This is a genomic window from Nonomuraea rhizosphaerae (assembly GCF_019396405.1).
In the GTDB taxonomy this organism is placed as follows: Bacteria; Actinomycetota; Actinomycetes; order Streptosporangiales; family Streptosporangiaceae; genus Nonomuraea; species Nonomuraea rhizosphaerae.
In genome coordinates this window covers 1-14,387 of sequence record NZ_JAHKRL010000393.1, presented here as the reverse complement: position 1 = coordinate 14,387, position 14,387 = coordinate 1, and the positions used below count along the sequence as shown (strand labels likewise).

Annotated in this window: 17 protein-coding genes; 6 read left to right on the top strand and 11 right to left on the bottom strand. The window is 71.0% G+C overall.

Annotation, left to right across the window (positions count from 1 at the left end; all coding sequences use genetic code 11):
- The 4 genes from KME77_RS20265 to KME77_RS20250 form a co-directional block, all read right to left on the bottom strand.
- On the bottom strand, nt 1-510 hold a 510-nt coding region (locus KME77_RS20265), incomplete at its 3' end, for a conjugal transfer protein (protein WP_219470103.1).
- A gap of 56 nt (nt 511-566) precedes the next feature.
- Nucleotides 567-812, bottom strand: coding sequence for a hypothetical protein (locus tag KME77_RS20260; RefSeq protein WP_246610304.1), 246 nt, complete (start codon nt 810-812; stop codon nt 567-569).
- 81 nt (nt 813-893) lie between these two features.
- Entirely contained in the window at nt 894-1,610 is a 717-nt protein-coding gene (locus KME77_RS20255) for a conjugal transfer protein (protein WP_246610293.1), read from the bottom strand.
- 657 nt (nt 1,611-2,267) lie between these two features.
- A complete protein-coding gene (locus KME77_RS20250) occupies nt 2,268-2,567 on the bottom strand; it encodes a hypothetical protein (protein ID WP_219470097.1) in 300 nt (99 codons plus the stop codon).
- A 155-nt stretch (nt 2,568-2,722) separates the two neighbouring features.
- Here KME77_RS20250 and KME77_RS20245 point away from each other — a divergent pair, with 155 nt between their 5' ends.
- Nucleotides 2,723-2,956, top strand: a complete 234-nt coding sequence (locus KME77_RS20245) for an exodeoxyribonuclease VII small subunit (protein ID WP_219470095.1) — start codon at nt 2,723-2,725, stop codon at nt 2,954-2,956.
- 24 nt (nt 2,957-2,980) lie between these two features.
- Here KME77_RS20245 and KME77_RS20240 read toward each other — a convergent pair whose 3' ends face one another.
- Nucleotides 2,981-3,436 carry a nitroreductase family deazaflavin-dependent oxidoreductase gene (locus tag KME77_RS20240; RefSeq protein ID WP_219470093.1) on the bottom strand — a complete coding sequence of 152 codons (456 nt, stop codon included), beginning with the start codon at nt 3,434-3,436 and terminating at the stop codon, nt 2,981-2,983.
- A 95-nt stretch (nt 3,437-3,531) separates the two neighbouring features.
- Here KME77_RS20240 and KME77_RS20235 point away from each other — a divergent pair, with 95 nt between their 5' ends.
- Nucleotides 3,532-4,131, top strand: a complete 600-nt coding sequence (locus KME77_RS20235) for a TetR/AcrR family transcriptional regulator (protein WP_219470091.1) — start codon at nt 3,532-3,534, stop codon at nt 4,129-4,131.
- Nucleotides 4,132-4,171: 40 nt separating this feature from the next.
- On the opposite strand, the gene xseA is transcribed toward KME77_RS20235, so the two are convergent.
- Nucleotides 4,172-5,377: an exodeoxyribonuclease VII large subunit gene (gene xseA / locus KME77_RS20230; protein ID WP_219470090.1), complete on the bottom strand. Its 1,206-nt coding sequence runs from the start codon at nt 5,375-5,377 to the stop codon at nt 4,172-4,174.
- 19 nt (nt 5,378-5,396) lie between these two features.
- Nucleotides 5,397-6,212: a DUF8129 domain-containing protein gene (locus KME77_RS20225; protein WP_219470088.1), complete on the bottom strand. Its 816-nt coding sequence runs from the start codon at nt 6,210-6,212 to the stop codon at nt 5,397-5,399.
- A gap of 101 nt (nt 6,213-6,313) precedes the next feature.
- On the opposite strand from KME77_RS20225, the gene KME77_RS20220 reads away from it, so the two are divergent.
- A complete protein-coding gene (locus tag KME77_RS20220) occupies nt 6,314-7,279 on the top strand; it encodes a 4-hydroxy-3-methylbut-2-enyl diphosphate reductase (RefSeq protein ID WP_219470086.1) in 966 nt (321 codons plus the stop codon).
- A 36-nt stretch (nt 7,280-7,315) separates the two neighbouring features.
- On the opposite strand, the gene KME77_RS20215 is transcribed toward KME77_RS20220, so the two are convergent.
- A complete protein-coding gene (locus tag KME77_RS20215) occupies nt 7,316-7,828 on the bottom strand; it encodes a DUF6542 domain-containing protein (RefSeq protein WP_219470084.1) in 513 nt (170 codons plus the stop codon).
- Nucleotides 7,829-7,843: 15 nt separating this feature from the next.
- Nucleotides 7,844-9,046 (bottom strand): DNA recombination protein RmuC, encoded by a 1,203-nt coding sequence (locus KME77_RS20210; RefSeq protein ID WP_246610300.1) that lies wholly within the window; start codon nt 9,044-9,046, stop codon nt 7,844-7,846.
- 172 nt (nt 9,047-9,218) lie between these two features.
- Between KME77_RS20210 and ychF the strand changes: the two genes are divergently transcribed.
- The 3 genes from ychF (at nt 9,219) to KME77_RS20195 (ending at nt 12,219) form a co-directional block, all read left to right on the top strand.
- Nucleotides 9,219-10,295 carry a redox-regulated ATPase YchF gene (gene ychF / locus KME77_RS20205; RefSeq protein ID WP_219470081.1) on the top strand — a complete coding sequence of 359 codons (1,077 nt, stop codon included), beginning with the start codon at nt 9,219-9,221 and terminating at the stop codon, nt 10,293-10,295.
- Between the two features lie 135 nt (nt 10,296-10,430).
- Entirely contained in the window at nt 10,431-11,369 is a 939-nt protein-coding gene (locus KME77_RS20200) for a Gfo/Idh/MocA family protein (protein ID WP_219470080.1), read from the top strand.
- 37 nt (nt 11,370-11,406) lie between these two features.
- Nucleotides 11,407-12,219 (top strand): TIM barrel protein, encoded by an 813-nt coding sequence (locus KME77_RS20195; protein WP_219470078.1) that lies wholly within the window; start codon nt 11,407-11,409, stop codon nt 12,217-12,219.
- Between the two features lie 10 nt (nt 12,220-12,229).
- On the opposite strand, the gene KME77_RS30370 is transcribed toward KME77_RS20195, so the two are convergent.
- Together KME77_RS30370 and KME77_RS20185 are read right to left on the bottom strand one after the other, a co-directional pair.
- Nucleotides 12,230-13,387, bottom strand: a complete 1,158-nt coding sequence (locus KME77_RS30370; RefSeq protein WP_219470077.1) for an MFS transporter — start codon at nt 13,385-13,387, stop codon at nt 12,230-12,232.
- A gap of 114 nt (nt 13,388-13,501) precedes the next feature.
- A complete protein-coding gene (locus tag KME77_RS20185; RefSeq protein WP_219470075.1) occupies nt 13,502-14,197 on the bottom strand; it encodes a DUF998 domain-containing protein in 696 nt (231 codons plus the stop codon).
- Nucleotides 14,198-14,387 lie beyond the last annotated feature (190 nt).

Below are 14,387 nucleotides of genomic sequence, written 5' to 3'. Positions count from 1 at the left end.
GGACGGCCGCGCCGCCACCCCAGCGGACCGGTCGACGACCCGGTCGATGGACCGCCCGCCCGCGCGGGCGGTGACCGGCTCGGCGAGGCGCTTGCGCTGCGTCTGGCGGGCCTTGCGGGCCGCCTTGACCCGGACCTTCGCCGGCGTGACACGCCAGACACGCCCGGAGAAGGTGATCGTCTCGGGCTCGGACATGGGCGCCATCCGGCACCAGGCGCGCGGCTCACCCAGGTAGCGCAGCTGCGACTGCAGGAGCTCGGTCAGGCGCTTGTTCTCGATCACCGGCCGGGTGGACAGCCACGTGACGATGCCCGGCGGCACCAGGTAGACGACGTGCCACGGCGCGGCGAAGGGCAGGCCCACGAGCCAGAGCAGCAGGGACCACGGAGCCAGCACGCCGACGAACACGCCGATCCACACGATCGGCAGCGGCATCGGCAGCCGTAGGTCGTACAGCTTGTAGAGCCGCTTCTCGATTCGCCAGATGTTGGTATACGTGGGCAGGTCCACGCGGTCCTCCTCTCCACCCGCTCGTACAATGACCGCCCCTGAGCGGTCTCAATCCTTTACTTGATGCCCAGTGCGCCCGCGATCGCCTTCGCCGTCACCTCGATGATGTTGGGCACGTAGAAGATCACCCCGATGGCGACGGCCAGGATGAGGAACTGTACGAATCTGGTGATCTCACGCGTGAAGAGGAAGAAGAGCGCGACCACCGACACGACCACGAGGAAGAGCGGGGCGAAGAACGCGCGCAGGAAGTTGGCGAGTCCTTCGGTGTCGACGCCTGTCGGTGCGGGCGTGGGGGTCATTTCGAGCAGGTTGAGCAATATGGTCTTCAAGATCACTTTATGTCCTCCCGGGGGGTGCCGATCAGCAGCGCGGTCGAGCGTCTATCCAACGTGCCGTCCGGCGCCGCGGATGTCGTCCACATACCATTTGTCGCCCTGCTTCTCGACGGTGAGGCGATATGCCTGCTCCAGGCGGGCACCGGCCGCGTTGGGGTCGGTGACGGTCGGGTCGGGGGAGGCCGTGCCGCTGGGCACGGTCCACGCCACTTCCACCTGGATGTCTCGGGTGGCACCCCCCACAGGCACCACGATGTTGATGATCCCGGCGTAGGTGAACGCGCCGCCGAAGCTGGTGATGCTCTTGCCGGGGGCGACGTAGCGCTGCAGCCCCGCGGTGTCACCCGAACCGTAGCTCGTGAAGAATCCCTCCAGCTGCGACTTCAGCTCCGCGGCCGCCGCGTCGTCGTTCTCCGGCTTGGCGAGCTGGGGCAGGTCGGCCCTCGGCGGCGCGGGCAGGATCGCGGGCTTGCCCGAGACGACGAACTTGCCGCCGTCGTCGGCCGAGTAGTAGATCGGCACCGACAGCATCAACCTGCGGGGACCGGTCTGGAAGGCCACGCTGACGACCGCGTTGCTGGCGTCGCTCGCCTGGATGTCGTACGGCTGGATCGCGACGGCGGACAGCTTGCCGTTGCCGTCCCAGCCCATTTGCTCATCCATTCCGTCCGCCCGGAACGCGGCCAGCTTGCCCGCCCTGCTCTGCACGTCCTCCGGATTGAAATTCAGGTAGACGCCCGCGAACTGGGCGGCGAACGCCATGCCGCGGTCACCGGGAAATCCGTGATTGACCACGGGCGCGGCGTTGGGGGTCGTGGTATCACCCTGGGTAAACCTCTCGAATGGGGCACGAACCCCATTAACCACGATAACCGCGATAAGCGCCCAGAGAATGATTCGACCGGTCCACACCAGCCATCGTCCGCCACCGCCCGACCATCCGCCCCGGCGCGGCCGGCGCACGGGCGCCATGCCGAGGCCGCCTGGGTCCGGGGGTGCCGAAAGCTCGGGGTCGCCAGCGATCCGAGGATCGTGCTGGACGGTTGACCTACGAGCCATCACGCCTCCGCTCGCGCCTGTCCCCCCGGCTGGCGCGGTGTCGTCCGTTGCCGATCCCCATCACCCGTGGTGAAGCAGTCACCTTACCTGTCTCCGCCATTGTTCCAGGAAAGCCACGCCCATGCTGCAGGCAACGCCGTCCATGGGCAAACCAGGCGCACGTGACGCGCAGGTGTGCCAACTTCTGTCACTTCCCTGACCGAACGGCATTTGACCAGGCCAGGAGCCGGTAATCGCATAACCCGGCAGCCCTAGTTTCCTGTCCTGGGCAGACATGGACTCTCTTGACCTGCGGATTTGGTATAACACGCGAACGGCCGCAGCGCCCTCGGGGGCGTGCGGCCGGGTGCGTCGGAGCCCTCAGGCGGGCTCGGGATCCTCTTTCTGATCACGCCGCCGGCGGCTGCGCAGATCGACCACCGTGGGCGACACCGACCGCTCCAAGGAGCCGCGCAGGTCCTTGAGCATGGTGGTGGCGTCGCCGCCGCGCAGCCTCGTGGCGAGCTCTTCGCGCTCGTCGACCTTCCTGCGCAGGTATGCCTCGCGGTTGACGCGCAGGCCGTACATGAGCTCCACCCGCAGCAGGGCGAGTTCCTCTTCGAGGCTGATGCCGGCGAGCGAAGGTGCTGGACGTCGTTTCCGGATGATGCGACGGATCATGAGGGCCCTCCCGAGTCAGCGTAAACGCCGTGACAATTCGACGCTCGGGAGCCCAAAGTGGTTGACGTCTCAGTTATCCCGCTATCAGATGCCGGGCCGGTGCTCCCCGGCGGGCCGGGACGCGGATGTCGGCGCCTGACTCTAGGGTGGTGCGCGTGGCAGACGAGAAGGCACCCTCATACGAGCAGGCCCGCGAGGAGCTGACCGAGGTGGTGCGCCGCCTGGAGACCGGCGGGCTCACCCTGGAGCAGTCGATCGAGTTGTGGGAGCGCGGCGAGAAGCTGGCCGCCGTCTGCGAGGAGTGGCTGCAGGGCGCCCGGGTGAAGCTGGCCGCCGCGATGGCCCGCCGCGCCGACCCCTCCGCCCAGCCGGACGACGCCCCCTTCTGACGCCGCCACCCCTCGGAAAGGGTCTCAGGACGCGCGGCGCAGCTCCACCACCGGGATGACCCGGGTGGTCTTGCTCTGGTACTCGGCGAACTGGGGCTTGGCCGCCGACACCTTGGCGTAGAGGTCGTCGCGCTCAGTCCCCTCCACCACCTCGGCCTTAGCCTTGAACGACTCCGTCCCGATCTCGGCGGTCACGTCGGGGTTGGCGCGCAGGTTGTGGTACCAGGCCGGGTTCTGGTCGGCGCCGCCCATCGAGGCGATGACATAGAGCTTGCCGCCGTCCTCGAAGTACATGACCGGGCTCGTCCTGGGCTCGCCGCTCCTGGCGCCCGTGGTCGTGAGCAGCACCAGGTCCGAGCCCTCGAAGAAGCCGCCGACCTTGCCCTCGTTGGCGCGGAACTCGGCGATGACCTGCTGGTTGAACTCGCGCGGGTCGAAGGTGTTCGGGTCGACCTCGTCCGCGTTGATCTCTACCGCCATGACAAGCTCCCTTGAATCGGAGAAGTTTCCGTTTCTCTGGAACCAGAGCCTAACCGGAGAAATTTCCGTTTACAACGGGCGCATATGCTCAAAGGGTGCGCACGCGACGAGAGCTGCCGATCATCGGCCAGCCCCAGCCCGAACGGGCCGACGCCGCGCGCAACAGGCAGAAGATCATCGCGGTCGCGGCCAGGATGCTCGCCGAGTGCGGCGCCGAGCGGCTCTCGCTCGACGAGGTCGCGCGGGCCGCGTGCGTGGGGGTCGGCACCGTCTACCGGCGCTTCGGGGACCGGGCGGGGCTGGCGTACGCGCTGATCGACGAGCAGGAGCGGCGCTTCCAGGAGGCGTTCCTGAGCGGCCCGCCACCGATCGGGCCGGGCGCGCCGCCGATCGAGCGCGTCACGGCGTTCCTGCACGCGCTGGTGGACCGGGTGGTCGAGCAGCACGACCTGTTCCGGCTGCTGGAGCTCGGCTCGCCCAAGGGCAGGTTCGGCGGGCCGTACGGGGTCCACCACACGCACGTGGCGGCGCTGCTGGCGCAGGTCTGCCCGGAGCACGCGCGCTTCCTGGCCGACGCGCTGCTCGCGCCGGTCAACGCGCACCTGATCCGCTTCCAGCGGGAGGAGCGCGGCATGACGGTGGCGGAGATCAAGGCCGGGTTCGACGTGCTGGTCCGCGGCCTCCTGGCTCGGTGACCAGCGGCCTCCTGGCTCGACGACCGGCCCCGGTCGCCCCTCAGTCGCCTTCCGTGCGGACCGTCAGCCGGTCGTCGCTCAGCCTGATCGTCAGCGTCGAGCCCGGCGGCACATCCTTGGCCAGGCGCACGACCTCGCCCGACGGGTCCTGGACGATGGCGTACCCGCGTTCGAGCGTGGCGGCGGGCGAGAGGGCCACGAGGCGGGCCCGCAGGTGCGACAGCGAGTCGCCGGCCCGGTCGAGCGAGCCGCCCAGCGAGCGCCTGGCCCGCTCGCGCAGCGCGTCGACCTGCTCGGCCCGGCGTTCGAGCTCGCGCACGGGGTCGGCGAGCGAGGGCCGTGACCGTACGGACGTCAGCCAGGACATCTCCCGGTCGAGCCAGCCGCCGAGCACCCTGCGCCCGCGGTCGCGGAGCTGGCGCACCAGCGTGAGCTGCTCGCCCACGTCCGGCACCACCTTCTTGGCGGCGTCGGTGGGCGTCGAGGCCCGCACGTCGGCCACCAGGTCGAGCAGCGGGCTGTCCTGCTCGTGGCCGATCGCGCTCACGACGGGCGTGCGGCAGGCGGCCACCGCGCGTACGAGCGTCTCGTCGGAGAAGGGCAGCAGGTCCTCCAGCGAGCCGCCGCCACGGGCGATGACGACCACCTCGATCTCGGCGTCCGCGTCGAGCTTGCGCAACGCCTCGGTGACCTCGCCCACCGCGTACGGCCCCTGGACCGCCACCTGCTCGACCTTGAAGCGCACGGCGGGCCAGCGGCGCCTGGAGTTCTCCAGCACGTCGCGCTCGGCGGCCGAGTCGCGCCCGCAGATCAGCCCGACGGTGGCCGGCAGGAACGGCAGCCGCCGCTTCCTGTCGGTGTTGAACAGGCCCTCGGCGGCCAGCAACTGGCGCAGCTTCTCCAGCCGGGCCAGCAGCTCACCCACGCCGATCGGCCTGATCTCCAGCGCGGTGAAGGCGAACGAGCCCTTGTTGACCCAGAAGTCGGGCTTGACGTGCACCACGACCCGCGCGCCGTCGGCCGGGCGCGGGACGGCCGCCTCGTAGACGCCGCGCGGGGCGGTGACCCGGGCGGACACGTTGGCCACCGGGTCGCGCAGCGTCAGGAACACCGTGCCGCCACGGGCGCTCAGATCGGTGATCTGGCCCTCGATCCAGACCGTGCCGAGCTTGCCGATCCAGCCCCCCACCATCTGCAGGACCGTACGGACCGGCAGCGGCGACTCGGGCGTGGTCTTCGAGGTCATGGCGGAAAGACTACGGCGGTCAGCCCTCGGCCCGCAGCTTGGCGAGGCGGTTCTCGAACATCTTGATCACTTCGGGGCGTCCGGTCGTGGCCTGCTCGTAGGCGAGCAGGTCGGTGATCTGCTCGGCCGACTTGCCGCGCATGCGGGCGCGCAGCGAGGCGACGGTCAGGCCGGAGTAGCCGGCCAGCGGCTCGGTCAGGTCCGTGGCCCGCGCCACGACCGGCTCAGGAGCGGCGACCGGCTCGGGCGCCACGACGGGCTCGGGGGCGGTCACGGCCTCCGCGATGTCGACGGGCTTCGCGGGAGCGACGGGCTCCGCGGCGGCGCTGGGCTCGGGCGCGGGAGCGGGCTCCGGCGCGGCCACGGGCTCGGCGGCCGGCTTGGGCTCGGTGATCGTGGACTCGGGAGCGCCGCTCTTCGCCTCGGTCACCGGGTCGGCGGTCTTGGCCTCGGGCTTCGGCTTGGCCGGGCTGAAGATGACCGGGTCCGGCTTGGACTTGGCGGCCCCGTTGGTCGCGCCGGCGTCCGCGGGCGAGGTGCGCGGCGCGAAGATGACCGGCTCCTTGCGCGCTGGCTTGTCCGTCTCCTCGACGGGCACGGGCGTGGCGACCTGGGCGGCCGCGGCGGGACGGGAGTCGTAGTCGGCCTCCTTGTCCTCCTTGCCGCCCAGCCCTCGGATCGAGTTCTTGACCCGGTCGACGAGCAGCAGCGCCTGACCGGCCGCGCTCAGTGTGGTCTGGATCACGAGCAGCGGAAGGTCCTTGGCCTTCTCCTTCAACTCGTCCTTGTTCGTCACGGTCTTGGTGATGTTGCGTATCACGTCGCTGAGGGACATGTACGTCTCCCTGGGAGGTCAGTTTCGGACGGCCAGTCTGGCGTACGGCGGGCGACCACGCACGCGCGGGCCGGTTGGCCGCTCCACGTAGCATAAGAAGTATGGAGCCCCAGACCCCCACTTCCCGCCGAGTCCTGGTAGCCAGGCCCCGCGGCTACTGCGCCGGAGTCGATCGAGCCGTGGTGGCGGTCGAGAAAGCCCTGGAACAGTACGGTGCGCCCGTCTACGTGCGTAAGCAGATCGTGCACAACACCCACGTGGTCAAGACGCTGGAGGCCAGAGGCGCCGTCTTCGTCGAGGAGACGGAGGAGGTGCCGGAGGGCGAGATCGTGGTCTTCTCGGCCCACGGCGTCTCACCCGCCGTCCACGACGAGGCCAAGCGGCGCAACCTGCGGACGATCGACGCCACCTGCCCGCTGGTGACGAAGGTACACAACGAGGCCAAGAGGTTCGCCAACCAGGACTACGACATCCTGCTGATCGGGCACGAGGGCCACGAGGAGGTCGAGGGCACCTCCGGCGAGGCCCCCGAGCACATCCAGCTCGTGGACGGCCTCGACGCCGTCGACCGGATCCAGGTGAAGGACCCGTCCAAGCTGGTGTGGCTGTCGCAGACCACGCTGTCGGTCGACGAGACGACCGAGACGGTGGCCAGGCTCAAGGAGCGGTTCCCGACGCTGATCGACCCGCCGAGCGACGACATCTGCTACGCCACCCAGAACCGGCAGGTGGCGGTCAAGGAGATCGCCGCGCTGTCGCAGCTCGTCATCGTGGTCGGGTCGGACAACTCCTCCAACTCCAAGCGGCTGGTGGAGGTGGCCAAGGACTATGGCGCCGACGCCTCGTACCTGGTGGACAACGCGTCGTTCATCCGCGACGAGTGGCTCGACGGGGTCGACACGGTCGGCGTGACCAGCGGGGCCTCGGTGCCGGAGGAGCTGGTCGAGGAGGTGCTGGCGCGGCTGGCCGGGCACGGGTTCGACGACGTCTCCGAGGTGGAGCCGATCCAGGAGAGCGTCCGCTTCGCCCTCCCCCACGAGCTGCGCAAGGACCTGCGCGCGTCGTAGCCGCCGCCGGGGGGCTCCCCCGCGCGACGGCGGGGGTCAGTCCTCCGTGCGCGGGGTGCCGTACACCTTGGGCTCGAAGTAGCCCTCCGGCTCCGGCACGAACGACTGGTGGCGCGGGCGCTGCGCCTCGGCGCCCGCCCGCAGCTCCTCCCGCAGGTCACGCACGTTGTCGCGGAGCCCCCGCAGCAGCGCCACCACCAGGACGAGCGCGGTGGCCGCGAACAGCCAGGGCGCCCCGCGCGACAGCGCGGCCAGCAGGCCGAGCGCGAGCGACTGCAGGACCTGCACCGAGCCGAGCGCCCGGCCGAGCTCCACGAACAGCGTCGCCACGAAGAACACCAGCGGCGGCGTCACCACCAGCGACAGCAGCTCGCGCGGGTTGACCAGCAGCACGCCCAGCAGGCTCGCCACCACGAACACCGGCCCGACCACGACCGGCAGGTCGACCAGGGCGGCCACGACGTAGGCCGCCAGTGTGGCGACCAGGGCGAGCGCGACGGCGCCGCGGGCGGTCAGCTTGACGCCCGACCGCTTGCCCTTCTCACTCATTCGGCCCCCGCCCTCTTATTCCGACCCGTTGGCCAACTTACCGTTCGCGTGGGAGATGAGAGATGAGGTTTCCAGCAGTTCGGGCGAGGCCAGCGGCCTGGGCAGGCCCTCCAGCATCTCGGGCGGGTCGAGCTCACCGTCCACCACGCCGAGGTCGTGCAGTTTGCGCGCGCTGACGAGCACGCGGGTCTCCAGCGATCCCACGGTCTTGTTGTACGCTTCCACGGCCCGGGTCAGGGACTTGCCCAGCGACTCGACGTTCCTTCCCAGGGACGACAGCCGTTCGTACAGCTCCTTGCCCAGCTCGAACACGGCTCTGGCGTTCTCGCTCAGCGCGGCCTGCTGCCAGGCGTAGTGGGCGGTGCGCAGCATCGTGATGAGCGTGGTCGGGGTGGCGATGTGCACGCGCCGGGTCATCGCGTACTCCAGCAGCCCGGGGTCGCGCTCCAGCGCGGGCGCCAGGAACGCCTCGCCGGGGATGAACAGCACCACGAACTCCGGCGACGGGTTGAACCCCTGCCAGTACGCCTTGGCGGCCAGCCGGTCGATGTGGTCGCGCACGTGCCTGGCGTGGGCGTCGAGCCGTACGGTGGCCAGCGACTCGTCGCCGGCCTCGGCGGCCTCCAGGTAGGCGGCCAGGGAGACCTTGGAGTCGACCACGATGTTCTTGCCGCCGGCCAGCCGCACCACCATGTCGGGCCGCATCGCGCCCTCGACGACCTGCTCGTCGAAGTCGCAGTAGCGCTGCATCCCGGCGATCTCGGCGACCCTGCGCAGTTGCAGCTCGCCCCACCTGCCGCGGGCCTCGGGCCGCTGGAGCGCGCGGACCAGGGCCGTGGTCTGCGCGCGCAGCTCCACGTTGCTCTGCCGGACGAACTCCATCTGCTTGGCCAGCTCGGCGCGGGCGGCGCGCTGGCCCGACTCGGTGTCGCGCAGCTGGGCCTCGACCCGGGCGAGCGCGTCCTTCAGCGGCTCGACCAGGTGCTCGACCGCCTGCCTGCGCTGGTCGAGGTCGCCGCTGGCCTCGGCGCGGCTGGCCGCGAGCCTCGTCTCGGCCAGCTCCAGGAAGCGGAGGTTGTTGACGTCGAGCGCCCTGGTGGACAGGGCCTGGAAGCGCTCGGCGAGCTGCTCCTCGACGTAGACCAGCTTGTCGGCGGCCGACCTGGCCCGCGCGTCCGACTCCGCGACCCGGATCGCCGCCCGCGTGCGAGCCACCATGAACCCGACGGCCAGCCCGACCGCGAGCCCGATGAGAAGCGAGACGACGTCCACTCCAACGATGATTGCAGGATCTTGGGCGCGGATCTCCTCCGACACGCGCGGCCGCCCGGCTTGCCCCGGAAGCTCACACGACCTGTCCGGGCGTCGGGAGCAAGTAAACTCGGCGAACGTGAGTCTCTCCATCGGAATCGTCGGTCTGCCCAACGTCGGCAAGTCCACGCTCTTCAACGCGTTGACCAAGACCGGCAACGCCCTCGCGGCGAACTACCCGTTCGCCACCATCGAGCCCAACGTGGGCATCGTGGGCGTGCCCGACGACCGCCTGCCCGTGCTCGCCGAGATCTTCAGCTCCGCCAAGGTGCTGCCCGCCAAGGTCGAGTTCGTCGACATCGCGGGCCTGGTCAAGGGCGCCTCGGAGGGGCAGGGCCGGGGCAACCAGTTCCTGGCCAACATCCGCGACACCGACGCGATCTGCCAGGTGATCCGGGTTTTCAACGACCCCGACGTCACGCACGTGGACGGCGAGATCTCCCCCAAGCGGGACATCGAGACGATCAACACCGAGCTGATCATGGCCGACCTGCAGACCGTCGAGAAGGCCGTGCCGCGCCTGCAGAAGGAGGCGCGCAACAACAAGGACAAGAAGGCCGCGCTGGAGGCCGCCGAGGCCGCGCTGGCCGTCCTGGAGACCGGCAGGACCGTCTTCGAGAGCGGCCTCGACCGCGACGGGCTGCGCGAGCTGCACCTGCTGACGGCCAAGCCGTTCCTGTACGTGTTCAACCTCGACGCCGACGAGCTGGTCGACACGGCGCTCAGGGAGCAGCTCTCGGCGCTGGTCGCGCCCGCCGAGGCGGTGTTCCTCGACGCCAAGATCGAGTCGGAGCTGGTCGAGCTCGACGACGCGGAGGCGCTGGAGCTGCTGCAGTCGGTCGGCCAGGAGGAGTCGGGGCTGTCGCAGCTGGCCAGGGTCGGGTTCGAGACGCTCGGCCTGCAGACCTACCTGACGGCCGGGCCCAAGGAGACCAGGGCCTGGACGATCCGCAAGGGCGCCACCGCGCCCGAGGCCGCCGGGGTGATCCACACCGACTTCCAGCGGGGCTTCATCAAGGCCGAGGTCGTCTCGTTCGGCGACCTGGTCGAGGCCGGGTCCATCGCCGCCGCCCGCTCGGCCGGCAAGGCCCGCATCGAGGGCAAGGACTACGTCATGCGCGACGGCGACGTGGTGGAGTTCCGCTTCAACGTGTGAGCGGCCCGCGGCTCCGTGGGGAGCGGGGACGACGCCTGGGCACGGCCAGGTGTGGAGGTCAGAATGTCTGGACAAAGTATTGACTGAGGCAGGAGACCTCGCTTAGAAAGAAATCCCCACCCCGTTGGAGGCGCCATGCGCGTGGGACTGCTGGGCCTGGGCAGGATCGGCGCGTTCCACGCCGCCACCCTGGCCGCTCATCCCCTGGTGGACGAGCTGATCGTCGCGGACCCCGTACGCACGTCCCCGCACGGCGCGCCGGGTGACCCGTTCGAGGCCGACGCGGTGGTCATCGCCTCCCCCACCAGCACGCACGCCGAACTCCTGCTGAAGGCGTGCCGGCTGGGCATCCCCGCGTTCTGCGAGAAGCCGGTCGCCGGAGGCGTCAAGGAGACCGTCGAGGTGCTGGAGGCCAGTCAGGGCAATCGGGTGCAGATCGGGTTCCAGCGCAGGTTCGACCCCGGGTACGTCAGCGCGGCGGCGGCCCTGCGCGCCGGCGAGCTGGGCGAGCTGCACCGGGTGCACCTGGTCACCGCCGACCCGGCGCCGCCGCCCGCCGAGTACATCCCGCTGTCCGGCGGCATCTACCGCGACTGCCACATCCACGACTTCGACATCCTGCGCTGGGTGACCGGCCGCGAGGTGGTGTCGGTGTTCGCGACGGGCGCCAACCGCGGCGCCGCGTTCTTCGCCGAGGCGGGCGACGTCGACACCAGCGCCGCGCTGCTCACCCTGGACGACGGCACGCTGGCCACCGTGCAGGGCTCGCGCTACAACGGCGGCGGGTACGACGTGCGCATGGAGCTGGCCGGCAGCAGGGGCACCCAGGCGGTCGGCCTGAGCCCGCGCGCCCCGCTGCGCAGCACCGAGGGCCTGGAGCCCGGGGACGAGCCGTGGCCGGACTTCGTCACGCGCTTCGCCCACGCGTACGCGGCCGAGATCGACTGCTTCCTGCGCAGCGACGTCAGCCTGTGCTCGATCGAGGACGCGCTCGCCGCCCTGTACGTGGCGGAGGCGGCCGAGCTGTCGCGCCGCGAGCACCGTCCCGTCGAGGTGGCGGAGGTCATGCGATGAGCCGGCGATCCGTCCGATCCGGCGCGGAGGTCACCCGATGAACCTGGCGGGAGCGCCCATTTCGTGGGGGGTGTGCGAGGTGCCCGGCTGGGGGTTCCAGCTTCCGGCCGAGCGGGTGCTGGCCGAGATGCGCGACCTCGGGCTCACCGCGACCGAGCTGGGCCCCGACGGGTTCCTGACGCCCGCCCTCATCCACGGGTACGGCCTGCGCACCGCGGGCGCGTTCGTCCCCGTCGTGCTGCACGAGCCCGGCCACGACCCGCTCCCCGGGCTGCCGGAGGAGCCGGAGGGCATGCTCGTGCTGGCCGCCGCCACGGGCGCGGACGGCTACGACACCCGTCCCGTGCTGGACGAGGCGGGGTGGGCCACGCTCCTGTCCAACCTCGACAGGATCGCCGCCGCGTACGGGCGGAGCGTCTGCCTGCACCCGCACGTGGGCACCATGGTCGAGACCCGCGAGGACGTCGTGCGGGTGCTGGCCGGCAGCGCGATCCCGCTCTGCCTGGACACCGGTCACCTGCTGATCGGCGGCACCGACCCGGCCGCGCTGGCCGCCTCCGACCCGGGCCGGATCGCCCACGTGCACCTGAAGGACGTCGACGCGGAGCTGGCCGGGCGGGTGGCCCGCGGCGAGCTGACGTACACCCAGGCGGTGCGCGAGGGCGTCTACCGGCCGCTCGGGCAGGGCGACGTGGACGTCGCGGGCATCGTCACCGGTCTCGACCGGCACGGCTACCAGGGCTGGTACGTCATGGAGCAGGACGTCGTCCTGGACGGGCCGGACGATCAGCCGGTCCACGACGTGCGGCGGAGCATCGCGTACCTGGACGGGCTGCTCAAGGCGGAATGACCACCGGCTCTCACGCCGGGGCCTTCACGGCGGGCTCGAAGCCCCTGGCCAGCACGATGATCACGGCCGACAGCACCAGCGGCGCCGCGAACGCCACCTGAAGGTCGGCCGCGTCCGCGATGCCGCCGACCAGCGCCGCGCCCACGATGAAGCCGACGTAGTTGAACAGGTTGACCCGCGCGATGGCCACCCCGGTCCCCGCCGGGTCCAGCCGCCCGGCCGCCGAGAACGACTGCGGCGCGATCACCGACAGCCCCACCCCGGTCAGCCCGAACGCGACGATGGCCAGCGGCTGGTTCGGCGCGAGGACGATGCCGAGGAAGCCGAGCGTGGCGATCACCCCGCCGATCCTGACGATGGCCGCCGGGCCGTACCTCCTGACGGCGACGTCGCCGCCGAGGCGGACCAGCAGCGTGGTGGCCTGGTAGGCGGCGTACGCGAGGGGGATCACGGCGGGGCTGCTCAGCAGGATGTTCTTCATGTAGACGGTGCTGAAGTTGGAGACCGAGGCGTCGCCGACGTACAGGAAGGCCATCGCCAGGCAGAGCGGGACGATGGGCCGCCAGGGGAACTTCCCGGTCGCCGCCACGGCCGTGGCCTCGACCTTCTCCTCCTCGATCGTGCACAGCCGCGGTCCGGCGTACAGGGAGCCCGCGACGGCCAGGACCATCGGCGCGGCCATGATGACCGGCAGCGGCAGCGACGACCCGGCCGAGGCCCACAGCGCCCCGGCCGTGCTGAACACGCTCCACATGCAGTGGAAGCCGTTCAGCACCGCCCGCCCGTACTTGCGCTCTACCGCCACGCCCTGCATGTTGATGCCCGCGTCCACCGCGCCGAGCCCGAGCCCGAACAGGAGGTTCGCCACGACCAGCGCCGGCACGTTCGGCGCCAGCCCCACGAGCACCACGGCGACGGCCACGAGCGGCTGGGTCACCCGCAGCAGCAGCTTGCTGCCCTTGCGGGCGGCGAACGCGCCGGCCGCCACGCTGCCCACCCCGGCGAAGAGCGGCACGATGAGCAGCAGGATCGTCAGCGCGCCCTCGTCGAGCCCGTGTTTGGTCTGCAGGCTCGCCACCTGGGCGAGCAGCGTGATGAACGACAGGCCCTGCACGGCGTACACGACGAACGTGGCGATGCGGGCCTCGCGGTCGCGAGGGGTCGGCACGGCGGCCTCCTGAAGGGGGATGCAAACGTGAGGCGGGGTCAGGTTAGCTGCTCGACCAGCCCGTACGCCAGCACAAGATAAGCCGTCACACCCCTCGTCCGACAGACCCGGCGATCATTCGGCCCGAGCGGGCTGTCCCACGCTCCCAGGGGTCCCCGCCGCCGGGGAGCCCAGGACCGGTCCGGGCCGGTGCGTGGCGGCCCAGACGCCCAGCGCCGTCAGCGCGGCGACCTCCGTGATCGCCATCCCCCGCTCCACCAGCCCGAGCGGCATGACGCGGTACCACGGCAGCCCGTTGTGCGCCCCGATCAGCGCCATCGTGGCGATGCCGGCCACCCACAGCACCGACCCCACCCCGAACACGAACGCCGTCAGCGCCGCGCCGCGCCGCTCGGCCCGCCGCCATGTGCGCGCGATGACCACCGCCGCGACCGGCAGGCTGAGGAAGGCCACGAAGCTGCCGTACCGGTGGATGCTCCCGCTCAGGCTCGGCCCCACGGCCCAGTTGTGCTTCGGGAACCAGGCGGCGACCAGCAGCCCCGCGCTCCAGGCCACCATCGTCAGCGTGCCGACGACCCCGGCCAGCCGGGTGCGCGCCAGCGACACGCAGATGGCCAGGGACCCGGCCGCCAGCAGCGCGACGCCCAGCCCGAAGATCCAGCCCTCGGGGCCGAGGCCGTGCTCGCTGATGGTGCGCCGCAGCGGGCTGACCTCGCCGACGCTGGTCACGACGCTGATCACGTCGAGTCCGACGATCACCGTGGCGCCGGCCGCCACTCCGCCGAGTCCCCATCGCGCTGGTTGATGCACGAGCACCCCTCTCCGCCGCCCTTTTCGGACAACGGCCGAAAAAGCGCCCGGATTCCGAGGGGCTCCGGTCAGCCCGGCGCTCCGGTCAGCTCGGCCTGCGCCGGTCAGCTCAGCGCGCTCCGCGCCGGTCAGCTCAGCGCGCGCCGTACGAGGTCGTCGCTGAGCCGGCGCAGGCGTCGGCGGGGCCCGC